We start from the raw sequence: 21,865 nt of genomic DNA, 5'->3' as shown, positions 1-21,865 counted from the left end.
CCGCCGAAAAGGTTGATCGTGCTCATGAGCCAAGCCCCCCTCGTCCTGGTGGACGGTTCTTCATATCTGTACCGCGCCTTCCACGCGCTGCCACCGCTGACCACCTCCAAAGGCCTGCCCACCGGTGCGGTCAAGGGCGTGCTGAACATGCTCAAGAGCCTGCGCAAGCAGTATCCGGACAGCCCGTTCGCCGTGGTGTTCGACGCCAAGGGCGGGACGTTTCGCGATGCGCTGTACGCCGAATACAAGGCCAACCGCCCGAGCATGCCCGACGACATGCGCGTGCAGATCGAGCCGCTGCACGCCAGCGTCAAGGCCCTGGGCTTCCCGCTGCTGTGCGTGGACAACGTCGAGGCCGATGACGTGATCGGCACCCTGGCCCGCAGCAGCGCGGCGGCCAATCGCCCGGTGGTGATCTCCACCGGCGACAAAGACATGGCGCAGTTGGTCGATGGGCACATTACCTTGGTCAATACGATGACCGGTAGCGCGCTGGACGTGGCTGGCGTTAAGGAGAAATTTGGCGTCGCTCCGGAGCAGATCATCGATTACCTGGCGTTGATGGGCGATTCCTCCGACAACATCCCGGGCGTGCCGGGCATCGGGCCGAAAACCGCGTCCGGCCTGCTGGTGGGCGTCAACGGCGGCCTGACCGAGCTGTACGCACAACTGGACATCGTCGCCACCTTGCCGATCCGTGGCGCCAAGACCCTGCCCGCCAAGCTGGAAGAGCACAAGGAAATGGCGTTCCTGTCCTACGAGCTGGCAACCATCAAGACCGACGTGCCGTTGGACGTTGGCCTGGACGACCTGCAGATGGGCGAGCCGGACCACGAGAAACTCGCCGAGCTCTACACCCTGCTGGAGTTCAAGAGCTGGTTCGAGGAAAACCAGCGGGACGCCAAGCGCGCTGGCCAGGAGATCGTCGAAGTCAGCGACGAACAGCCCGGCGCCGCCGAGGCCCAGTACGAGATCATTCTTGAACAGGCGCAGTTCGAGGCGTTGCTCGACAAGCTGAACAAGGCGCCGCTGTTCGCGTTCGTCACCGAAACCAACGGCAACGACGCCCAGCATTCACAACTGGTCGGTTTGTCGTTCGCGGTGGCGCCGTTTGAAGCGGCCTACATTCCGTTGACCCATTCCTACATGGGCGTGCCCGAGCAGTTGGACCGCGACACCGTACTCAAGACCCTCAAGCCGCTGCTGGAAGACCCCAACAAGCTCAAGATCGGCCAGCACGCCAAGTTCGAAACCAACATCCTGGCGAACTGCGCCATCGGCGGGGACCAGAACAACGGCATCTTCGTCCAGGGCATCGCCTTCGACACCATGCTCGAATCCTACGTGCTGGATTCCACCGCGACTCGCCATGACATGGACAGCCTGGCGCTCAAGTACCTGGGCCAGAGCAAGACCGATTTCCAGGACATCGCGGGCAAGGGGGTCAAGCAACTGAGCTTCGACCAGATCGCCCTGGAACTGGCCGGCCCGTATGCCGCCGAAGGGGCCGACGTGACTTTGCGTCTGCACCAGGCCTTGCAGGAGAAACTCGCCGCCACGCCGAGCCTGGGCACGGTGTTGAATGACATCGAAATGCCGCTGATGCCGGTCCTGGCGCGCATCGAACGCCAGGGCGCGCTGGTGGATGCGAACCTGCTGGGTGTACAGAGCGTTGAGTTGGGCGAGAAGCTGGTGGCACTGGAGCGTGAGGCGTTTGCCATCGCCGGCGAGGAATTCAACCTCGGCTCGCCGAAGCAACTGGGCGTGATCCTGTACGAAAAACTCGGCTTGCCGGTGCTCAGCAAAACCGCCAAGGGCCAGGCGTCCACCGCCGAAGCCGTGCTCGCCGAACTGGCCGAGCAGGATTACCCGCTGCCCAAGGTGCTGATGCAGTACCGTTCGTTGAGCAAGCTCAAGAGCACCTACACCGACCGCCTGCCGGAGCAGATCAACAGCCGCACCGGACGCGTGCACACCAACTATCAACAAGCCGTCGCGGCGACCGGGCGTTTGTCGTCCATCGACCCGAACCTGCAGAACATTCCGATCCGGACCGCCGAAGGCCGCCGGATTCGCCAGGCGTTCATCGCGCCCAAAGGCTACAAGCTGCTGGCAGCGGACTACTCGCAGATCGAACTGCGGATCATGGCGCACCTGGCCAAGGACGAAGGCCTGCTTCATGCGTTCCGCAACAATCTGGATGTGCACCGGGCCACGGCCGCCGAAGTATTCGGCGTCGAGCTGGAAGCCGTCAGCCATGACCAGCGTCGCAGCGCCAAGGCGATCAACTTCGGCTTGATCTACGGCATGAGCGCATTCGGCCTCGCCAAACAGATCGGCGTGGACCGCAAGCAATCCCAGGCCTACATCGACCGCTATTTCGCCCGCTACCCCGGGGTGTTGCAGTACATGGAGCGCACCCGCGCCCAGGCGGCCGAGCAGGGTTTCGTCGAAACCATTTTCGGCCGCCGGCTGTACCTGCCGGACATCAACGCGAAGAACCCGGCCCTGCGCAAAGGCGCCGAGCGCACGGCGATCAACGCGCCGATGCAAGGCACCGCCGCCGATATCATCAAGAAGGCCATGGTGGCCGTGGACCGCTGGTTGTCGAACTCAGGGCTGGACGCCCGGGTCATCCTGCAGGTGCACGATGAATTGGTGCTGGAAGTGCGCGAAGACCTGGTCGACCAGGTCAGCACTGAAATTCGCCAGCACATGAGCGCCGCCGCCACGCTGGATGTGCCGCTGCTGGTGGAAGTGGGCGTGGGTAATAACTGGGACGAGGCGCACTGATAGGTCTGCCGGTGGCGCTAGAACAGCCTGTGGCGAGGGAGCTTGCTCCCGCTGGGTGGCGCAGCCGCCCCCAACATTTTGTGAGCGCTTCGCGCTCAAGCGGGAGCAAGCTCCCTCGCCACAGAAAGCACTGCGCAACCGGCAAAAACGTTTAAGTTCGGAAAAGCCCTACGGTTATTTCCAAAAATAATCTGAACTAAACCCGTGAATTGCCACTCAGAGATTTTGAATGGCTGGTGAAGCCCTTCAATGCTCCTATGTTGTGTTAAGTGTTGGCAGATATCTGGACCCCGCCCTAGCGGTCCGGAACTTGGACCCCGAACTTCCCCCTCCCCATACGAAGTCCGGGGTTTTTTTTGCCTGCGATTTGGCTTATTCGGCCGCTTCGCTGCCCTTGTCCGCCAGTTCCATCCAGTCGGCCAGCACGGTGTAGGCCTCTTCCAGGCCCATGCGCTTGGGCGCCGAGAACAGCTGGATGGTGACCGCGTCGCCCCAGCCTTTGCGGATTTCCGACTGCACCTTGAGCAAGGTGTTCTTGGCCGCGCCGTAGGTGAGCTTGTCCGCCTTGGTCAGCAGGATGTGCATCGGCATGCCGCTGGCCACGGCCCAGTCCAGCATCAGCAGGTCGAAGTCGGTCATCGGATGGCGGATGTCCATCATCAGAATCAAACCCTTCAGACTCTCGCGGCTGCCCAGGTAGGCTTCCAGGTGGCGCTGCCAGTGTTGCTTGAGCGGAATCGGCACCTTGGCGTAGCCGTAGCCAGGCAGGTCGACCAAACGGCGTTCATCGTCTAGCTTGAAGAAGTTCAAGAGCTGCGTGCGACCTGGGGTTTTCGAGGTGCGTGCCAGGCTCGCATGGGTCAGGGTGTTCAGCGCGCTGGACTTGCCGGCGTTGGAACGCCCGGCAAAGGCCACTTCAAAGCCTTCGTCGTCAGGGCACTGGTCGACTTTGGCGGCGCTGAGCATGAAGGTGGACTGTTGGCACAGACCAAGGATGGGGTTCTTCAGTTGCATGGGATTTCCGATGTGAGCGGCGTCGGGAATGGACGCGGCAAGCTGTGTCGTTTCCGTTTCAGTGACGCCAGTATATAATGCCGCAGATTTTGTGTGCGCTTTGTCCCAGCGTAGGATGAAGCTCACGGGAGCGATCGACCGAAATTGCGCACTAGAACGCAGCTCGCTCTCAACCCTGAAAAGGTCGTTTTATGACGAAATGGCTGCTAGCTGCCGGTGTCTTGATGCCGCTTTACAGCGCTCAGGCTACACAGGATCCGGAAGCTGTGTACAACCGTGTTTGTGGTGCCTGTCATTCCGGCCAACTCCCCACAGCGCCCCGCAAGGGCGACCAGGAAGCTTGGACGCCGAGGTTGGCGAAAGGTATGGAGACGCTGGTGCAACACGTGACCCAGGGTTTCAAGGCGATGCCGCCGCGTGGTTTGTGCATGGACTGCAGTGCCGAGGATTACCGAGCAATCATCCAGTGGATGAGCGAGTGATCCCGGTCCATAACTCTTTAACCCTTAGCCGTAGTTGGATTAGCTGATGAACAAACTGATCGTGAGTCTGCTGTTGACCTTGGGGATGACCGGTGTAGCCCACGCCGCTGGCGATGCCGCTGCCGGTCAGGCGAAAGCGGCGGTATGCGGGGCCTGCCATGGTCCAGATGGCAATAGCATGGCGCCCAACTTTCCGAAACTGGCGGGCCAGGGCGAGCGTTACCTGAACAAGCAACTGCACGACATCAAGTCCGGCAAGCGCACGGTGCTGGAGATGACCGGCTTGCTGACCAACCTGAGCGATCAGGACCTGGCGGACATCTCGGCCTACTTCGCCAGCCAGAAAGGCAGCGTCGGGGCAGCCGATCCAAAACTCGTGGCCCGTGGCGAGAAGCTGTTCCGCGGCGGCGACCTGGAAAAGGGCCTGCCAGCCTGCACCGGCTGCCATTCGCCTAACGGCGCCGGCAACGCCGCTGCCGGCTTCCCACACCTGGGTGGCCAGCATGCCCAGTACGTTGCCAAGCAGCTGACCGACTTCCGCAAGGAAGAAGCCGGCCGCGCCAACGACGGCGACGCGATGACCATGCGTACCATCGCTCGCAAGTTGAGCGACGAAGACATCGCCGCCGTCGCCAGCTACATCCAGGGCCTGCACTAAGGTCCTCGGGCGACGTTATGAGGGGTGTACACCGCTTGTAACGTTAACGCTCGATTAATCTGTCGATGCAAGCATCAAAAGGGTGGCTTTGGCCGCCCTTTTTTGTGGCCGCTGCCGTTACACTAGCGAAACTGAACCCGCCAAGGTCTGTCTGAGAAACACACCTCGCGAGGCCCCCTTATTGTCCAGGAGTAAAGCATGCGTAATCTGATCACCAGCGCCGCGCTCGTCGTCGCCAGCCTGTTCGGCATGGCAGCCCAAGCCACCGCCGACGAGGCGAAGGCCCCTTACGTTGAATTGACTAACCCGGTTCCGGTGTCAGCGCCTGGCAAGATCGAAGTGGTTGAGCTGTTCTGGTACGGCTGCCCGCATTGCTACGCATTCGAGCCAGTCATCAACCCATGGGTCGAGAAGCTGCCCAAGGACGTCAACTTCGTTCGCATTCCGGCCATGTTTGGCGGCCCATGGGACGCCCACGGCCAGATGTTCCTGACCCTTGAAGCCATGGGCGTCGAGCACCAGGTTCACGCGGCGGTCTTCAACGCGATCCAGAAAGAACACAAAAAACTCACCGACAAGAATGACATGGCCGACTTCCTGGCAACCCAGGGCGTAGACAAGGATAAATTCCTGGCGACCTTCGACTCCTTCGCCGTCAAGGGCCAGATCGTCAAAGCCAAGGAGCTGGCCAAGAAGTACGAGATCACCGGCGTACCGACCATGATCGTCAACGGCAAGTATCGCTTCGACATCGGCTCTGCCGGCGGTGCGGAACAAGCCTTGCAACTGGCCGACCAGTTGATCGCCAAGGAACGGGCGACGACCAAGGCAGTTGCCAACTAAGCGCGGCCCACGCCCATGGCCCGCTGGAGTACCGAACGCCTCGTTGGCCTGCATGAACCGCGGGTCAACGAACATCATGTCGCCTCCACGGGCCTGCCCGCCGACAGCCGCCTGCGACTGCTGAGCTTCAACATCCAGGTCGGCATCAGCACCGAGCGCTATCGGCATTACTTGACCCGCGGCTGGCAACATCTGCTGCCCCACACCGGGCGCGCCGGTAACCTGCAGAAAATCGGCGACCTGCTCAAGGATTTCGACCTGGTGGCCTTGCAAGAGGCCGATGGCGGCAGCTTGAGGTCCGGCTACGTCAACCAGGTGGAACACCTGGCGCAACTGGGTGCCTTCCCCTACTGGTACCAACAACTCAATCGCAACCTCGGACGTTTCGGCCAGCACAGCAATGGCGTGCTGAGTCGCCTGCGACCGTGGGCGATCGAAGACCATCCGCTGCCTGGCCCCAAAGGGCGCGGGGCGATCCTGGCGCGGTTCGGCGAAGGCCCGGAGGCGCTCATCGTGGTGATGATGCACCTGGCCCTCGGCGCACGTACCCGGACGATGCAACTGGCCTACATCCGCGAGCTGATCGGCGGTTACAAGCACCAGGTGCTGATGGGGGACATGAACACCCACGCCAGCGACCTGCTGCAAACCTCGCCCCTGCGCGATCTCGGCCTGCTTGCGCCGCAACTGCAAGCGACCTTTCCCAGTTGGCGCCCCCAGCGCTGCCTGGACCATATCCTGTTGAGCCCCACCCTGACCCTCGAACGCGTCGAGGTGCTGGCCCAACCCATTTCCGATCACCTGCCGGTCGCGGTCGAGATTCGTTTGCCGGGTTCGCTCACGGCCGACGCCTTCCCTGCGTTAAGTCCGGCCCCTCGCGGATCCGATGAATGAGCGACGACGCCGAACGCTGGAGAGAGAAGTACCTCAAGAGTCTCGAACAGCAGGAAAAGCTTGAGCGCCGCTGGGATGCCCGGCTCGACTTGCTGCGTCGCGGCCTGGTCCGCAGCACCTTGGCCGCCGAAGGCTCGGACCGGGCGGTCGACGAATGCATGAAGGAAATGCGTGAGGCGATCCGCACCGACGACATGGATGCGGCCCTTGCCACCCTGCTGCCGCGCCTGGAGAAAGCCGTACTCGACTCCGAACAGCGCCGCGAGACCCGGGTCGAGCAGATGAGCGCTGCACTGACGGCCCTGGTGGCGCAGTTGCAGACCCTGCCGCTGCCCAAGGACGTCAGCCGGCCCCTGAAGAAATTTTCCAAGCGACTGGACGACCGGGTCGGCCAGACCCGAGAGATCCCGCTGTTGCTGAGCGAGCTGAGCACCTTGCAAGGCCAGGCCCTGAGCGCGCTGGAACCCCCTGCCGAAGCCCATCGTCCCGGCCTGCTGCAGCGGCTGTTTGGCGGCCAGGGCCACGAGGATGCGCCGCAAGAGCCTGCCCAGGTCGACGCGGCCCCCGTCGCGCAGGCCGCACCCACGCCGCAGCGCCGCGCGACCGATATAGCACCTGTCGAGCCGGATTCGGAACCGCAGCCCGCCCCCACACCGACCTCGGAACCAGCGCCCTCGGCAGAGCCCGCGCCTGCCGCTCAAGTACGGCCTGAACCGGCAACCGTCGCTGCGCCGGAAGCTGACCCCGTGGCGCCTGCCGCGCCCCCTGTTCCGGCGCCAGCACCCGAAGAGCCGCAGCCGGCCAGCGAACCGGACGACACCACCGAGCCGGCCACCGTTGAACCGCCTACCCCGCAAGCGACGCCTGCGAACCCCGATGAGCTGCTGCCGCAGACGCCAGCGCCTCTTCCTGCGACAGAGCCAGAATCACAGGCAGAGGCCAACGCCGCCGAGGCCGCTGTCGAGGCGGCCGATGCCCAATACGCCCTGCCCGACTCCCCGGAACCGTCCTACAGCTCGGTGGCCCGGCACATTGAAGACACCTTGCTGGGCCTGCTCGGTGACCTGACACTGCCCGAGCGGCACCGACCGCAAGCCGAGGCAATGCGTGAGAAGCTGCAAAACGGTTTGAACTGGTACGAGTTACTGCCGATTCTCGACGATCTGGCGGTGCTCATGCTGGCGATCACCGACAGCGGCCAGCACGAATTCGAAGCCTACCTGCAGCGCCTCAACGATCGGCTGGAGGCGTTCCAAAACAGCTTGCTGGCCGCCAGCGAAGACCATGCGGAAAATCTCTCGGTTTCCCGGGACATGGACATCCAGATTCGCGAGCACGTCGATGGCCTGCAAAGCAGCGTCCAGCAGGCCGATGACCTGGAAAGCCTCAAGCAGGTGCTTGAGAACCACCTGGAAGGCCTGCTGGGGACGATGGACCAGCACCAGAAGCAACGCGAGCAGCGTGAACAGGAAGTCTCGGCGCGCCTGAAAAGTCTCGCCGAGCGCGTAGCGCTGATGGAACAGGATGCCCTGATCGTTCGCGAGAATCTGGAAGAGCAGCGGCTCAAGGCGCTGATCGATCCACTCACCGGGTTGCCCAACCGTGCAGCCTGGAGCGAGCGTCTTGAAAAGGAAGTGGCCGAGTGGCAACAGCACGGCAACAGCTTGTTGCTGGCCATGCTCGACCTCGACCACTTCAAGCGGATCAATGACAACTACGGCCACCTGGCCGGTGACCGGGTGCTGAAACTGATTGCCTCGGTTTTGCGCAAACGCCTGCGCAGCAGCGATTTCATCGCCCGTTTCGGCGGCGAGGAATTCGTCCTGTTGGTGCCCGACACGCCCCTGACAGCCGGGACCCAGTTGGCCGAGGCCCTGCGTGCTGCCATCGAAGCCTGCCCATTCCACTTCAAGGGCGAGCCTGTCACGGTGACGGTTTCCATGGGGCTGACGGCGTTCAAACCCGGAGAACACAGCGATTCTGTGCTTAAAAGAGCCGATCAGGCGCTGTACCGGGCGAAAAGCGCCGGACGTAATCGGGTGGAGCTGGGCTGAAGGCAATTGTTCCAATTTGTTTAATCGGCGGCCGGGCCCGGCTCATCGCGCAACGATACGTTACACTGTTGCATTAATTTCAACGTGTAACGTCTCCTGCCATGAAATTCGCTCCGTTCATCATTTCCCTGCTCCTCCTGGCCGGCTGCGCCAGCGGCCCTCGGCTCGACACCAGCCATCCATCGGTCAATCACGACAGCCGCATCCAATTCGTAGTGGTGCATTACACCTCGGCCTCCCTGGAACGCTCCCTGGCCCTGCTGACCCATGGCGAAGTCAGCGCCCACTACCTGGTCGGCGACGATAAGAACGCCACCGTCTATCAGTTGGTGGATGAAAACCGTCGGGCCTGGCATGCCGGGGAAAGCGAGTGGGAAGGCCGCACCTGGCTCAACTCCAGCTCCATCGGCATCGAAATCGTCAACCCCGGTTATGTCGACACCCCTACCGGTCGCCTGTGGTACCCCTACAGCGAAGCCCAGGTGCAGGCCTTGATCGTGTTGCTCAAGGACATCATCCAACGCAATGGCATCAACCCACGCGCCATCATCGGCCACAGCGACATCGCGCCCCTGCGCAAGCTGGATCCGGGCCCGCTGTTCCCTTGGAAGCGCCTGGCCCAGGCAGGCCTGGGCCTCTGGCCTGACGAACAGGCCGTCGCGCGCCAACAGGTCGTCTTCGCCGCACAACTGCCCAGCGCCAGCTGGTTCCAGGCCGAATTGGCGCGCCTGGGCTACCCGACGCCCCAGACCGGCGAATGGGACGTGGCCACTCACCACGTGCTGGCCGCGTTCCAGATGCACTACCGGCCGACCCGCTTCGATGGCGTGCCCGACGCGCAAAGCGCGGCGATCTTGCAGGTGCTCAACCAGACAAAATAATGACGCCCGTCTGACGAACAGGGCCAAATCCCAAACAGCAGCTATAACTCATTGGGACCTTTAGGATTACCCATGATGACGGCTGCCCGCGAAACGTTGCAGAGCTGGCTCCATCGCCCTCTTTTCTTGGCGACGATGGCGGCTGCCCTGAGTACGCTGCTGTTGCTGGCCGGGAGTCTGTTTGTGGTCGTCCAACAGATCCAGCAGCGTGAAAGCGACCAGATGAACGCCCAGGGCGAGCGCTTCCTGCAACGGCTGGAACAACTTTTCGGGCAATTGCGTGAAGGCCTCGATGACCTGCAGAACCAGCCGCTGCGGGGCTGTAGCGATGACATGATCGCGACCTTGCGGCAGGTGAGCTTCAATTACCGCTTCGTTTATGAAGCGGTGTATGTCGACGGCAGCGGCGCGTGTTCGAACCGGCCTCTCCAGAGCGGATTGTCGGTAACCCGCCTGCCCGACCTGCGCGGTCCGACCTACAGCTACTGGCTCAACACCACCACCGAACCTGACGAAGACCGCGCGGCACTGATGCTGGGGCGCGGTAATTTTCGGGTGGCCACCTCTCGCGGGCATTTGACCGATGTGGTCGATCTGCCGCCGGGCGGAAGCCTGTTGGTGGTCCTGGATCACGGCAAGCGGGCCATTCCGGTGCTGGGCACCAACCAGCATTGGCCGCCCACGGAGCCCTGGCCGCCGAAAGGCCGCAATGCCTTGCAAGTGACGCAAACCCGGCTGATCTACCGAATGCCGACCGATAACCCGGAATATCAGTTGGTGCTGATCGCCCCGCGCAAGGGTTTCAACATGCCATCCAACGCCTGGTGGATGTTGCCTATCAGCCTGCTGCTAGGGCTGGGCATCGGCGTCCAGGTCTTGCTGCTGGCCCGCCAGCGACAGTCCATGGACGCCGAGCTGCACGGCGCGATACGGCGCGGTGAATTGCAGGTGTTGTACCAACCCATCTTCGACCTCAACAGCCGCAATTGCGTCGGCGCCGAAGCCCTGCTGCGCTGGCGCCGGCCGGATGGCACCCTGACCAGCCCGGACTTGTTTATCCCGATGGCCGAAGACACCGGGCAGATCCGCCAGATCACCGATTTCGTGCTGCAACGGCTGTTCGATCAGCTGGGCCAGTTGCTGCGGGCCAATCCGCAGTTGTACATCTCGGTCAACCTGGCGGCCTGCGACGTGATGGTGCCGCGAATCGGCGAAGTGATCGCCCGCCTGCTGGCGCTGCACCGGGTCTCGGCCCGGCAGATTGCCTTCGAGGTGACTGAGCGCGGGCTGATCGATGTGCTGGTGGCCCGGGACAACCTGCAGTCGTTACGCGACAACGGGCATCAAGTGCTGATCGACGACTTCGGCACTGGCTATTGCAGCCTGGCGTACCTGCAAACCTTGCCGGTGGATTGCCTGAAAATCGACAAAGCCTTCATCGATGCCTTGGGCCACGATGCCGCCAGCAGCGGTGTCGCCCCGCACATCATCCGCATGGCCCACGCGTTGCAGCTCAAGGTGATCGCCGAAGGCATCGAGCACGAAGCCCAAGCCTCCTACTTGAGCAGCGAGGGCGTGAAGTTCGGTCAGGGTTGGCTGTTTGCCCATGCACTCAGTGCGGTGCAGTTGATCGAGCTGATTACCCGCGGGCGACGCTTGCTCGGCCGGCGCCTGGACGACGAAGCCTGAAGCCCGTCAGACCGTCAACGCCATGTAGAACTGCGTGCCCTGCCCCGGTCTGGAGTAAACGCCCATGCGACCGCCGTGGAGCTGGACGATTTCCTTGCACAACGCCAGGCCGAGGCCGGCACCGCCCTTCTTGCGTCCGACCTGGACGAAAGGTTCGAAGATCCGTCCCTGCTGGCCGTAGGCAATGCCTTCACCGTTGTCTTCGACGCTGATAATCACCCGCTCGCCGTGGCGGCGGGCCTGCAAGCGAATCTGGCCATGGTCGCCGGTGTGCCGCATGGCATTGTCGATCAGGTTATCCAGCACCCGCTCCAACTGTGCGGCGTCGGCATGCAGGCGCGGCAGCGGGCCCTGGATCGCCACGAGCAATTCGATGCCCTTGGCACTGGCCTGCTCGGCGAACCGCATCCGGGCCGCTTCCAGCAGCTCTTCGATGGAACACGGCGCCAGCGTCAGCTTTTGCAGGCCGTTCTGGTAGCGGGAGAAATTCAGCAGGTCATTGATGAGCTGCATCAGCCGCTGCATTTCCTCGGTGACCGTGTCGAGCAGGTCGGCCTCGCGCGACTCCGCTGGGAAATGCAGACGCTCCTGCAACAGGCCGAAGGCCATGTGCATGCCAGTCACCGGCGTGCGCAGTTCATGGGAAGCACGCAACACGAATTCGCTACGGACCCGCTCGAAGGCGCGTTGCTCGGTGACGTCGTGCAGCACCATCACCGCGCCGAGGATATGGCCTTGGGTATGGCTCACCGGCGTGAGGCTGTAGGTCAGTACCCGCGACTCGCCGTCCACTTCGATGCTCAGGTCCTCGGGCGCACGCTCCAGCGTCCCGCCACGCAGCACCAATTGCAGCTCGTCATCCAGGTCCGGGCGGCCCAATGCTTCGCCCAGGCCCTGGCCCAGGCGCTCCTCATCCCAGCCCAGTTGCCGCTGGGCGACCGGGTTGAGGTGTTCCAGGCGGCCTTGCCGGTCGATCATCAACAGCCCGTCATCGATGCTGTCGAGCACCGCTTGCAGGCGTTGCTGGCCGGCGAGCAACTCATCGACATTGGTGGCCTGGTGTTCGCGCAACGCCTGGGCCATGATGCCGAAGCGCCGTGTCAGCAAGTTGACCTCGGCGGCGGAAGACGTCGGCAGCGTCACTTCGAAATTGCCCTGGCCGATATTATCCGCGGCCGCGGCCAGCGCCTCGATGGGCGCCCCGAGACGCCGGGCGATGCCGTGGGCGGTGACGAAACCGATGATCAACACCGCCAGCCCCACCAGCCCGAGTAGCCCGGAGATCAACAATGCCCGCTCGCGGGCACGCGTCTGGGTTTCACTGATGTTGTTCAGGGCCTGCCGATAACTCTCGATCAGGCCGTTGCGCAGCACGTTGAATTTATCGGTGAGCTCCTGAATGGCGGAAAGCGGGTTCGGTTGCTGGCGAGAGGCGGTAAACGCCTCGTAGAAGTCGAGGTAGTCGGCCTTGGCCTTGCTGAAGTTGTCCGGCACCTCGTCCAGGCTCCGCTCGTGGGCGATGCCCTCGTCGATCAACGCCAGGTACTGTTTCTTGGATACCTCCAGGGCGGCCAGGTCGGGCTTGTCGTCGAGCATGATCATCAACTGGTCGCCCAGGGTCTGGCGCAGCTTGAGCCCCAGGTCCAGCAGGATGAAGTTGTTGCGTACCGATTGCTCCTGGGTATGGGCCATCTGCATCACGCTGACCAGGCCCAGCACCAACCCCAGCAGCGCCACCGTAATGAGCGCCGAGATGCTGAGGAACAGCCGTGTACGCAGCTTCATCGCCAGTTTCATAGGGTGTCGCTCACAGGTTGTACTGCTTGCGTTTGCGGTACAGCGTGGAGGCGTCGATACCCAGGGTCTTAGCGGCTTGGTCCAGGGTGTCGGCGGTGGCCAGCACCGCACCGATGTGCGCCTTTTCCAATTCATCGAGGCTGAGCGGCGCGCCGATGCGAGGGGCATTGTTGACTGGTTGCTCGGCCATGCCCAGGTGGCTGATTTCGACTTTTTCCTGTGGGCAGATGATGCTGGCGCGCTCGACCACGTTGCGCAGTTCGCGGATGTTGCCAGGCCAGCGATAGCCAAGCAGCGCTTCGCGGGCTTCGTCGCTGAAGCCCCGGGCCGGGCGTGCATATTCCTTGACGAAGCGCGCCAGGAAGCGATCGGCGAGGGTCAGGATGTCTTCGGCGCGCTCGCGCAGCGGCGGCAGGTGCAAGGTAATGACGTTCAGGCGATAGAGCAGGTCTTCGCGGAAACGCCCGTCGCGCACCATGTCTTCAAGGTTCAGGTTGGTGGCCGCCAGAATCCGCACATCGGCGCGACGGGTCACCGGATCGCCAACCCGTTCGTATTCCTTATCCTGGATGAAGCGCAACAACTTGGGTTGCAATGTCAGGGGAAAATCGCCGATCTCGTCGAGAAACAGCGTACCACCGTCCGCCTGGTTGACTCGTCCCAGGGTGCTTTCGCTGGCCCCGGTGAACGCCCCACGGCTGTGGCCGAACAACTCGCTTTCCATCAACTCGGCGGTCAGGGACGGGCAGTTGATGGTGACGCAGGATTTCTTCGCGCGCTTGCTCCAACCGTGGATCGCCCGGGCCAGCTCGCCTTTACCGGTGCCGGATTCACCGAGAATCAGGATGTTGGCGTCGGTGCTGGCCACCTGGCGAGCGGTCTCCAGCACCACCTTCATCGCCGGGCTATGGGAGTCGAGGCCGTCCTTGGGCTTGCGCACCTCCCCTTCGAGGGCTTCAAGGCGGGCCGACAACTGGCGCACTTCCAACTGCTTGGCGGTCGCCAGGCGCAATTGGTCCGGGCTGCAGGGCTTGACCAGATAATCGGCGGCCCCGGCCTGAATCGCGTCCACGGCCGTGTCGACCGCCGAGTGGGCCGTGACGATCACCACCCGCATCCACGGTGCCTGGATACGCATCTGGGCCAACACATCCAGACCGTTGTCTTCCCCCAGGCGCAGGTCGAGGAAGCACAGGTCGAACACCTGACGTTGCAGCAGCGCATCGGCCTGGGCCGCACTGTTGGCGGTGGCGACGGTGTAGCCCTCGTCTTCCAGGCAATAACGGAAGGTACGCAGGATGGCAGACTCGTCGTCTACCAGCAGAATGCGGCCTTGGTGCTCAGTGGCGGATTCCATTTTTCCTACGCTCCTTAATGAATGATGATGGTTAGTGTCAGAAAAATCGGGCAAGTTGCATGGTCGTTTCCGAGGGAATATTACCCACCGAGAGGGACCCTGTGGACGTCAGTTGGCTAAAAGATTGATTTGAGTCCGTTTTTTTCCGTTTCGCCGGTTTCGAGGGGCTCGGCTCGCTCATTCCGACAGCGGTTTGCGACGGGCAATTCAAAAAGAATCTAACGCCTCCCCTCTTCCGTTCGTGCAATACGCACGACTCCCGCCGGGGCCATCGTGCAGGATGCGCCTCTAGCCTCTTTTCTACATTTCATAACTTATTGATTTTAAACGATTTTATTCGTTTAAAAATTCTGGCATGACGTCTGCAATATCTCGAACAACATGGCGTTCCAGCGCCGTAACCCGATCACGACACCCGGCTGGGAGGAATTTCAGGATGAATCGTCAAAGTGCCGCCTCGTTTCGCATGACTTCCCTGCATATCCAACAGGGCTTGTGGGCCGCGCTGGCGCTGCTGATCACGCTCGTCGTCGGTCAGCAGTGGATGCTTTGGCAAGAAAGCCAACAGCCCGAAACGCCGCATGTGTCGATTCAACGTGCTCCCCAAACCCATTTCAGCGCCGTCAGCAGCACGAGCATGAAAGAAGCAGCCGCTTCGATGCGCATGATGGACGTCGACCAGGCCCAGCCTGTGGCCGACCTGCCCCGTCAGGAGCGCTGGGTGTTTTAACCCCGATGGACCGGTCGTCTGTCGCACCGGAACCATCAACCGCCAGACCCTAACTAAATAGAAAAGTGTAAGGAGAATCACCATGTTGAGCTGGGCAATTACCTTCCTGATCATTGCCATCATCGCCGCCGTACTGGGCTTCGGTGGTATCGCAGGCACCGCCACGGGCATCGCCAAGATTCTCTTTGTCGTATTCCTGGTGATGTTCATCGCTTCCTTCTTCTTTGGCCGTCGCGGCCGAGGCTGACCATGAGCGTTTCCCTTAAAGGACTGGCCGCCGCCCTGTTGCTGGGCGGCAGTGCCGTGGCAATGGCTGCCAATGACGGGCAGATGCGCGCCAATGAACTACTGACCGCCGACCCGCAGTACCGCGAGACCTGGCAGCACGTGGTCAAGAAAGAAGAGCGCTTGCCGGAATGGGTGATGAACCTATCGGGCGATGCCGAGCAGATGAACGCGGTCGAGGAAGACGGCGACAAGTACCTGGTCGGCCCCCTGTGCGAGACCCAGGCGACCTGTCGCAGCAAACGCCTGATCGTCGCCTTCAGCTTTGACAAGGACGAAGCCTACGCCATGTTGGTGGAAGTGCCCGCCGGCCTGCCGGCCGACAAGTCGCCGACCCGACATGCCGACTACCGTTTCCTCGGCAAGCCCGATGAAGGTATGCAGAAATTGTTAATGGAACAACTCAAGAAAGATCCGAACTGGTACTGAATCTGAAAACGGGAAAGGCAACCCTGCCTTTCCCTTCTGCACAGCCCGAAGAGGGCCGATGCATGACCAGGGGGCTGGGACGTTCTGGCTGATCGAGTCGGAGTGACCTACGGGCACAAGGGGTGCCTGCGAAAGGGCCGGGTCAGGAAAAAGCTACGACGCAGGTTCGCAAAGTCCAGGCGACTTGGCGAACCTGCGCAGGGCTTCGCTTTTATAAAATGCCTGTGCCAGAGCGGCTGGTGGATGGAGTCCCGTCACCGGCCCGCGACTGCGGCATTTTGTCTCCAGACACTCCAGTCATTTCCCGCTTCCGACCGTATATCGGAGAAGCGCGGCAGCAGTTTTCTTTTGCAGCACGTGTCTGGCCGCGGTCCTCTCATCGGTTCTACAAGCCTTATGGAGGAAGCCCGGCTACGCTGAAATGGCCGGTTCACGGCGCTTATGCCTGCACAAATGTCCTACGCGAACCGGTTGGGACGCGGGTTTCGTTTAGAAAATCTCATGCCGATTCGGCATAGGGTAGGCGTTTACGGCATTAGACGAGCCTATCCCGCATCGCAATAGTTGCGCCTTTTTTCGCCTGCCAGTAAGCCGCTAGCGCGCTCGGGGTGACCTTATACGGGGGCAGATGCGTGGATGTTTATCGTCCATGCCGCTGCCCGAGTCCAACTGAAGTAAGGGTAATGATATGAAGAAGGCAAAGCTAAGCCTCGCCTGGCAGATCCTCATCGGTCTGGTCCTCGGGATTGCACTGGGCGCTCTGCTCAACCATTTCAGTGCCGAAAAGGCCTGGTGGATCAGCAATGTGCTGCAACCGGCGGGCGATATCTTTATCCGTCTGATCAAGATGATCGTGATCCCGATCGTGATTTCCTCGCTGATCGTCGGCATTGCCGGGGTCGGTGACGCGAAGAAACTCGGGCGCATCGGCCTCAAGACCATCATCTACTTCGAAATCGTCACCACCATCGCCATCGTCGTCGGCCTGCTGCTGGCCAACTTCTTCCAGCCAGGCAATGGCATCGACATGAGCACCCTGGGGACGGTGGATATTTCCAAGTACCAGGCCACGGCGGCGGAAGTCCAGCATGAACACGCGTTCATCGAGACCATTCTCAACCTGATCCCATCGAACATCTTTGCCGCCATGGCGCGTGGCGAGATGCTGCCGATCATTTTCTTCTCCGTGCTGTTTGGCCTGGGCCTGTCCAGCCTGCAATCGGACCTGCGCGAGCCGCTGGTGAAGATGTTCCAGGGCGTGTCGGAAAGCATGTTCAAGGTCACCCACATGATCATGAACTACGCCCCGATCGGCGTTTTCGCACTGATCGCGGTGACCGTCGCCAACTTCGGCTTCGCTTCCCTGCTGCCGCTGGCGAAACTGGTGATCCTGGTTTACGTCGCCATCGCGTTCTTCGCCTTCGTGGTGCTGGGCCTGATCGCCCGCCTGTTCGGCTTCTCGGTGCTCAAGCTGATGCGCATCTTCAAGGACGAACTGGTGCTGGCCTACTCCACAGCCAGTTCCGAAACCGTGCTGCCACGCGTGATCGAAAAAATGGAAGCCTACGGCGCGCCGAAGGCAATCTGCAGCTTCGTGGTGCCAACCGGCTATTCGTTCAACCTTGACGGTTCGACGCTGTACCAGAGCATCGCGGCGATCTTCATCGCGCAGCTGTACGGCATCGACTTGTCCATCAGCCAGCAACTGCTGCTAGTGCTGACCTTGATGGTGACCTCCAAAGGCATCGCCGGCGTGCCGGGCGTGTCCTTCGTGGTGCTGCTGGCGACCCTGGGCAGCGTGGGCATTCCGCTCGAAGGCCTGGCCTTCATCGCCGGTGTCGACCGCATCATGGACATGGCCCGCACCGCGCTGAACGTCATCGGCAACGCCTTGGCCGTGTTGGTGATCGCCCGTTGGGAAGGCATGTACGACGACGCCAAGGGCCAGCGCTACTGGAACTCCCTGCCGCACTGGCGCAGTAAAGAGCCGCTGCCGGCGGGTGAAACCTCCAGCCGCTGAGGGCATGCCAGGTCAAAGCCATTAACACAAACCCCGGAGCACTCCGGGGTTTGTCGTTTCTGCCAGCCCCGCTATCATTCGCGGCATCTTCCGAGGGGATTAACCGATGCTCAATGGCCTGTGGCTTGGCTTCTTTATCGTGGCAGCCGTGTCGGCGCTGGGACAGTGGCTGATCGGCGGCAACGCCGGGATCTTCGCCGCGATGGTGGAAAGCATCTTTGCCATGGCCAAGCTGTCGGTGGAGGTGATGGTCCTGCTGTTCGGCACCCTGACGCTGTGGCTGGGGTTCTTGCGGATCGCCGAAAAGGCCGGCATCGTCGACTGGCTGGCCAAGGCCCTGGGGCCGCTGTTCTTGCGCCTGATGCCGGAAGTACCGGCCGGCCATCCCGCCATCGGCCTGATCACCCTCAACTTCGCCGCCAACGGCCTGGGCCTCGATAACGCCGCCACCCCCATCGGCCTCAAGGCCATGCGCGCCCTGCAAGACCTCAATCCCAGCCCGACCATCGCCAGCAACGCCCAGATCCTTTTCCTGGTGCTCAACGCCTCGTCGCTGACACTGCTGCCGGTGACCATCTTCATGTACCGCGCCCAGCAAGGCGCGCCGGATCCGACCCTGGTGTTCCTGCCGATCCTGATCGCCACCACGGGCTCGACCCTCACGGGGCTGTTGTCGGTGGCGTTCATGCAACGCCTGCGCCTATGGGATCCGGTGGTGCTGGCTTACCTGGTGCCGGGGGCGCTGGCCCTTGGCGGCTTCATGGCGCTGCTGGCCACGTTGTCGGCCACCGCGCTGGCGGGCTTGTCGTCGATCCTCGGCAACCTGACGCTGTTCGGCCTGATCATCCTGTTCCTGGTGGTGGGGGCGCTGCGCAAGGTCAAGGTCTATGAGGCCTTCGTCGAAGGGGCGAAGGAGGGCTTCGACGTCGCCAAGAACCTGCTGCCGTACCTGGTGGCGATGCTTTGCGCGGTCGGCGTGCTGCGGGCATCCGGGGCGCTGGATTTCGGCCTGGACGGCATTCGCCATCTGGTGCAATGGGCCGGCTGGGACACGCGTTTCGTCGATGCCCTGCCGACCGCCATGGTCAAGCCGTTCTCCGGCAGCGCCGCCCGGGCGATGCTGATCGAAACCATGAAGACCTCAGGGGTGGACAGCTTCCCGGCGCTGGTGGCGGCGACTATCCAGGGCAGCACCGAGACCACGTTCTACGTGCTGGCGGTGTATTTCGGCGCGGTCGGCATCCAGCGGGCGCGCCATGCGGTGGGTTGCGCGCTGCTGGCGGAACTGGCCGGGGTCTTGTCGGCGATCGGGGTCTGCTACTGGTTCTTTGGCTGAGGCCAGCGCGCAAGTCCGGTGAAATTCATCGTGGCGAGGGAGCTTGCTCCCTCGCCACGATGTTCAACCACCTGCCGACCCCGTCACATTGAACCGCAGCACCCCAATCATCTGCCCATTCTCCGTCAGCACCCGCACTTGCCACTTGCCCGCCGGGTTGTCCGGGAAATTCTGCTTGTGGGTCCAGGCACGGTAGCCTTCCTTGCGCCCGCCGTGGATGTCCAGGGCGATGCGATCCACCTCTTTGCCGTTGAACTGCCAGACGTGATAGATCCGCTCATCGAGGCCTCGCGGCGCATTGATGGCGGTGTAGGCGTACAGGCCGTTGCCACGAATCTGTTCCGCACTGACTTCCTTGAGGCTGGCGCCGGGGGTGCGATCCTCCACCTGGGTACTGATCGCCACTTCGGTCATCCACAACGTGGCCGGCGGCACCCAGGAGCGCAGCACCCAGCCGGCAGCGCCGATGCCTAGGGTGATGCACAGGATCGCCAAGGCGTTGCGCACCGTGCGGATCGGAAAGATCGACGCCAGGCTGGGGAATGACAACAGCATGGCAATGCCCAGCGCCAGCTTGAAGCTCTGGTCGGTGGTCAGGTGCAGGATGACCGGCAACGCGGTGAGGAGGGCGGCGAACAGCGTCAGGGTGTGCAACGCCAGGAACGCCCAGCGCCGGGGTGCCAGCCATTTGTAGTACAGCGGATCGGTGATCGAAATCAGCGCCGCCGCCGCCAGCAGGCTGGTGAAAATCAGCTGGCTGCTGTTCCAGGTGGTGGTGATGAAGAAAAACGGCAGGACGAAAAACAGGCTTTCCTGGTGAATCATCTGCGTGGCGTAGCGCAACAGCGGCTGGGGGATTTCCCGCTTGAAAATCCGCGTGAACAGCCGGGTCATGCTGTTCTCCACCATCAGCCAGAGCCAGCTCACCAGCATCATGACCGCGATCCAGGTGGCCAGGCCCTGCTGGCGGTCCACCAGCATGAAACTGCCGACGCCGGAGATGAAACCGCCGAGCGCAATGACCCCTGGGTAGCGCTTCATCAGTTCAAGGATGCGCTGGATAAAACGAGGCAGGCTTTGCATTAGGCGGTTTCACAGTAAGTCGTAGGAAATATCCCTGACAGAGTATCGTCCAGGGGGCGGTGTGGCGAGGATCATGGTGTGCGTCGCCAGCCTTTCATCTGACCCGCGTGGCATTGGAAACAGTTTCAAGCCCGGCGGCGCAATCGCCACGCCACCAGCCCCAGCACCAACACCGCCAGCAGCGCGCCCACGCCCCACACGAACTCATCATCGCTGAGCAACGGCTTCTCGATGCGCAGGTAGCCGGGGTCCTTGAGCAGTTCGCGCAGGGCCAGGTTGGCCTGGTCCAGGCTCACCGACTGCAAGCGCAGCGCCGGGTTGGCGAAGCGGCCGTCCTCGTAGTCGCCCAGGGCGCCCCAGTAGTAATCGGCCAGGGCGCTGTTGCCCTGGACCGCCCAGGACTGATGCGCGATGGCCGCACGCTTGATGCGCATGAAACTGGCGGGGTCCAGGCCGTCCTTGAGCAGGTTCTGGCGCAGTTCTTCGAGCGCTTCCTCGGCCTGGGGCAGGTCCTCGCGGGCCAGGTCCGCGTTCAAGCTGAAGAAACCGACGCCGCCGAACACCTCGCGCTCCGTCCACGGCCCGTAAGACAGGCTGCGGGCCAGGCGCAGTTGGCGATAGAGCGCCCAGTCCAGGTAATCCTTGAGCAGGTCGAAGGTTTCGTCGTGCTGCTCGTCCAGCACCGGCTCGGGGAACAGCCAGTGAAGCTTGGCGCCGTTGCCGACCAGGCCGTGGATCAGGTTGCGCTTGGTGACCGCACTGTAGCGGATCTGCGGCAGCGGCTCGTGTTGGCTGGGTTCGACCGGTTCAAGTTGGCCGAAGGTGCGCTCCAGGTAGGCCGGCAGCAGCCGATCGAGGTCGCCGACCACGATCAGCGTCATGTTGTTCGGTGCATACCAGGCCTTGCGCACGTGCTCGAGGCGGGCGAGGGTCAGGTGCTCGACCTCGGCCCGTTCCGCACAGCGCAGGCCCATTTCCACTGCCAGTTGGTTACTGGCCTTGTGTCCCAGGTCCTGGCGGTCGAGCCAGCGTTGCAGGTGGGTGTAATGGCCGCCGTCCTCTCGCTCCACCACGCGCTTGGCCGCCTCCAGGGCTTTTTCGTCGATGCGGGTGCGGGTCAGCAACGCCATCAGCAGGTCCAGGACCTTGCGCTGATTGCTGGCCGGCGCCTCGATGACGAACGTGGTGTCGGCGTTGCTGGTGAAGGCGTTCCATTCGCCGCCCAGGCTCTGCATGCGTTCCTCCAGGCCGCCTTCGCCCGTTTCGTCAACGCCGCTGAACAATAAATGCTCAAGCAGGTGCGGCAGTTCCTTATCGGCGCAGCTGAAGTCATCCAGGCCTACGCCGACCACCAGGCGAATGGCCACATGCCCGCGCTCGCTGCCCGGCTTGAGCACCAGTTGCATCCCGTTGGGCAAGGCGTAGCCCTCGACCTGAAACCGGTCCAGGGCAACTGCAGGCAAGGCGCCGAGCAAGAAAAGGGCGAATAACAGACCACGCATAAACGGCTTCCTGCGACT

At 62.4% G+C, this 21,865-nt stretch carries 18 protein-coding genes; 13 read left to right on the top strand and 5 right to left on the bottom strand.

The window, feature by feature from the left end; genetic code table 11:
• Positions 1–24: 24 nt before the first annotated feature.
• Entirely contained in the window at positions 25–2,793 is a 2,769-nt protein-coding gene (gene polA / locus V5F23_RS00365; protein ID WP_047739338.1) for a DNA polymerase I, read from the top strand.
• A gap of 372 nt (positions 2,794–3,165) precedes the next feature.
• Here the strand turns inward: polA and yihA are convergent, their stop codons facing one another.
• The gene (gene yihA / locus V5F23_RS00360) at positions 3,166–3,807 is read right to left on the bottom strand and encodes a ribosome biogenesis GTP-binding protein YihA/YsxC (RefSeq protein ID WP_042732761.1); all 642 of its coding nucleotides are present in this window, start codon (positions 3,805–3,807) and stop codon (positions 3,166–3,168) included.
• A 191-nt stretch (positions 3,808–3,998) separates the two neighbouring features.
• On the opposite strand from yihA, the gene V5F23_RS00355 reads away from it, so the two are divergent.
• The 7 genes from V5F23_RS00355 (at position 3,999) to V5F23_RS00325 (ending at position 11,308) form a co-directional block, all read left to right on the top strand.
• The gene (locus tag V5F23_RS00355; RefSeq protein WP_003177141.1) at positions 3,999–4,289 is read left to right on the top strand and encodes a c-type cytochrome; all 291 of its coding nucleotides are present in this window, start codon (positions 3,999–4,001) and stop codon (positions 4,287–4,289) included.
• 46 nt (positions 4,290–4,335) lie between these two features.
• Entirely contained in the window at positions 4,336–4,947 is a 612-nt protein-coding gene (locus tag V5F23_RS00350; protein WP_042732760.1) for a c-type cytochrome, read from the top strand.
• A 198-nt stretch (positions 4,948–5,145) separates the two neighbouring features.
• Complete coding sequence (locus V5F23_RS00345; RefSeq protein ID WP_042732759.1) at positions 5,146–5,790, top strand: thiol:disulfide interchange protein DsbA/DsbL; 645 nt, start codon at positions 5,146–5,148, stop codon at positions 5,788–5,790.
• A gap of 15 nt (positions 5,791–5,805) precedes the next feature.
• The gene (locus tag V5F23_RS00340; RefSeq protein ID WP_047739339.1) at positions 5,806–6,684 is read left to right on the top strand and encodes an endonuclease/exonuclease/phosphatase family protein; all 879 of its coding nucleotides are present in this window, start codon (positions 5,806–5,808) and stop codon (positions 6,682–6,684) included.
• A complete protein-coding gene (locus V5F23_RS00335) occupies positions 6,681–8,738 on the top strand; it encodes a GGDEF domain-containing protein (RefSeq protein WP_123579315.1) in 2,058 nt (685 codons plus the stop codon). Before V5F23_RS00340 ends, V5F23_RS00335 begins: the two co-directional genes overlap by 4 nt.
• 101 nt (positions 8,739–8,839) lie before the next feature.
• Positions 8,840–9,619 carry an N-acetylmuramoyl-L-alanine amidase gene (locus V5F23_RS00330; RefSeq protein ID WP_042728895.1) on the top strand — a complete coding sequence of 260 codons (780 nt, stop codon included), beginning with the start codon at positions 8,840–8,842 and terminating at the stop codon, positions 9,617–9,619.
• Between the two features lie 75 nt (positions 9,620–9,694).
• Positions 9,695–11,308 (top strand): EAL domain-containing protein, encoded by a 1,614-nt coding sequence (locus V5F23_RS00325; protein ID WP_042728916.1) that lies wholly within the window; start codon positions 9,695–9,697, stop codon positions 11,306–11,308.
• A gap of 6 nt (positions 11,309–11,314) precedes the next feature.
• Here V5F23_RS00325 and V5F23_RS00320 read toward each other — a convergent pair whose 3' ends face one another.
• The gene (locus tag V5F23_RS00320; RefSeq protein WP_042728896.1) at positions 11,315–13,105 is read right to left on the bottom strand and encodes an ATP-binding protein; all 1,791 of its coding nucleotides are present in this window, start codon (positions 13,103–13,105) and stop codon (positions 11,315–11,317) included.
• Between the two features lie 10 nt (positions 13,106–13,115).
• Positions 13,116–14,462, bottom strand: coding sequence for a sigma-54-dependent response regulator transcription factor AlgB (algB, locus tag V5F23_RS00315; protein ID WP_042728897.1), 1,347 nt, complete (start codon positions 14,460–14,462; stop codon positions 13,116–13,118).
• A gap of 436 nt (positions 14,463–14,898) precedes the next feature.
• Here algB and V5F23_RS00310 point away from each other — a divergent pair, with 436 nt between their 5' ends.
• The 5 genes from V5F23_RS00310 (at position 14,899) to V5F23_RS00290 (ending at position 19,262) form a co-directional block, all read left to right on the top strand.
• On the top strand, positions 14,899–15,192 hold the full coding sequence (locus V5F23_RS00310; RefSeq protein WP_047739342.1) for a hypothetical protein: 294 nt from the start codon (positions 14,899–14,901) through the stop codon (positions 15,190–15,192).
• 82 nt (positions 15,193–15,274) lie between these two features.
• Positions 15,275–15,439: a DUF1328 domain-containing protein gene (locus V5F23_RS00305; RefSeq protein ID WP_003177151.1), complete on the top strand. Its 165-nt coding sequence runs from the start codon at positions 15,275–15,277 to the stop codon at positions 15,437–15,439.
• Between the two features lie 2 nt (positions 15,440–15,441).
• On the top strand, positions 15,442–15,906 hold the full coding sequence (locus V5F23_RS00300; RefSeq protein ID WP_042728899.1) for an inhibitor of vertebrate lysozyme family protein: 465 nt from the start codon (positions 15,442–15,444) through the stop codon (positions 15,904–15,906).
• Between the two features lie 688 nt (positions 15,907–16,594).
• Positions 16,595–17,926 carry a glutamate/aspartate:proton symporter GltP gene (gltP, locus tag V5F23_RS00295; protein ID WP_042728900.1) on the top strand — a complete coding sequence of 444 codons (1,332 nt, stop codon included), beginning with the start codon at positions 16,595–16,597 and terminating at the stop codon, positions 17,924–17,926.
• A 106-nt stretch (positions 17,927–18,032) separates the two neighbouring features.
• Positions 18,033–19,262: a spore maturation protein gene (locus tag V5F23_RS00290; RefSeq protein ID WP_042728901.1), complete on the top strand. Its 1,230-nt coding sequence runs from the start codon at positions 18,033–18,035 to the stop codon at positions 19,260–19,262.
• Between the two features lie 63 nt (positions 19,263–19,325).
• Here V5F23_RS00290 and V5F23_RS00285 read toward each other — a convergent pair whose 3' ends face one another.
• Positions 19,326–20,345, bottom strand: a complete 1,020-nt coding sequence (locus V5F23_RS00285; protein WP_047739343.1) for a DUF5924 family protein — start codon at positions 20,343–20,345, stop codon at positions 19,326–19,328.
• 125 nt (positions 20,346–20,470) lie between these two features.
• The gene (locus V5F23_RS00280) at positions 20,471–21,847 is read right to left on the bottom strand and encodes a pitrilysin family protein (RefSeq protein WP_338497218.1); all 1,377 of its coding nucleotides are present in this window, start codon (positions 21,845–21,847) and stop codon (positions 20,471–20,473) included.
• Positions 21,848–21,865 lie beyond the last annotated feature (18 nt).

It is taken from the genome of Pseudomonas sp. WP18 (genome assembly GCF_036689585.1).
Lineage (GTDB): Bacteria > Pseudomonadota > Gammaproteobacteria > Pseudomonadales > Pseudomonadaceae > Aquipseudomonas > Aquipseudomonas chlororaphis_E.
Note: the sequence above shows the minus strand (reverse complement) of the source record. Positions and strands in the feature narration are given on the sequence as shown.

Coding starts and splice junctions, on each gene's coding strand:
- polA (WP_047739338.1), top strand. CDS start 25: ATGAGCCAAGCCCCCCTCGTCCTGGTGGACGGTTCTTCATATCTGTAC.
- yihA (WP_042732761.1), bottom strand. CDS start 3,807: ATGCAACTGAAGAACCCCATCCTTGGTCTGTGCCAACAGTCCACCTTC.
- V5F23_RS00355 (WP_003177141.1), top strand. CDS start 3,999: ATGACGAAATGGCTGCTAGCTGCCGGTGTCTTGATGCCGCTTTACAGC.
- V5F23_RS00350 (WP_042732760.1), top strand. CDS start 4,336: ATGAACAAACTGATCGTGAGTCTGCTGTTGACCTTGGGGATGACCGGT.
- V5F23_RS00345 (WP_042732759.1), top strand. CDS start 5,146: ATGCGTAATCTGATCACCAGCGCCGCGCTCGTCGTCGCCAGCCTGTTC.
- V5F23_RS00340 (WP_047739339.1), top strand. CDS start 5,806: ATGGCCCGCTGGAGTACCGAACGCCTCGTTGGCCTGCATGAACCGCGG.
- V5F23_RS00335 (WP_123579315.1), top strand. CDS start 6,681: ATGAGCGACGACGCCGAACGCTGGAGAGAGAAGTACCTCAAGAGTCTC.
- V5F23_RS00330 (WP_042728895.1), top strand. CDS start 8,840: ATGAAATTCGCTCCGTTCATCATTTCCCTGCTCCTCCTGGCCGGCTGC.
- V5F23_RS00325 (WP_042728916.1), top strand. CDS start 9,695: ATGACGGCTGCCCGCGAAACGTTGCAGAGCTGGCTCCATCGCCCTCTT.
- V5F23_RS00320 (WP_042728896.1), bottom strand. CDS start 13,105: ATGAAACTGGCGATGAAGCTGCGTACACGGCTGTTCCTCAGCATCTCG.
- algB (WP_042728897.1), bottom strand. CDS start 14,462: ATGGAATCCGCCACTGAGCACCAAGGCCGCATTCTGCTGGTAGACGAC.
- V5F23_RS00310 (WP_047739342.1), top strand. CDS start 14,899: ATGAATCGTCAAAGTGCCGCCTCGTTTCGCATGACTTCCCTGCATATC.
- V5F23_RS00305 (WP_003177151.1), top strand. CDS start 15,275: ATGTTGAGCTGGGCAATTACCTTCCTGATCATTGCCATCATCGCCGCC.
- V5F23_RS00300 (WP_042728899.1), top strand. CDS start 15,442: ATGAGCGTTTCCCTTAAAGGACTGGCCGCCGCCCTGTTGCTGGGCGGC.
- gltP (WP_042728900.1), top strand. CDS start 16,595: ATGAAGAAGGCAAAGCTAAGCCTCGCCTGGCAGATCCTCATCGGTCTG.
- V5F23_RS00290 (WP_042728901.1), top strand. CDS start 18,033: ATGCTCAATGGCCTGTGGCTTGGCTTCTTTATCGTGGCAGCCGTGTCG.
- V5F23_RS00285 (WP_047739343.1), bottom strand. CDS start 20,345: ATGCAAAGCCTGCCTCGTTTTATCCAGCGCATCCTTGAACTGATGAAG.
- V5F23_RS00280 (WP_338497218.1), bottom strand. CDS start 21,847: ATGCGTGGTCTGTTATTCGCCCTTTTCTTGCTCGGCGCCTTGCCTGCA.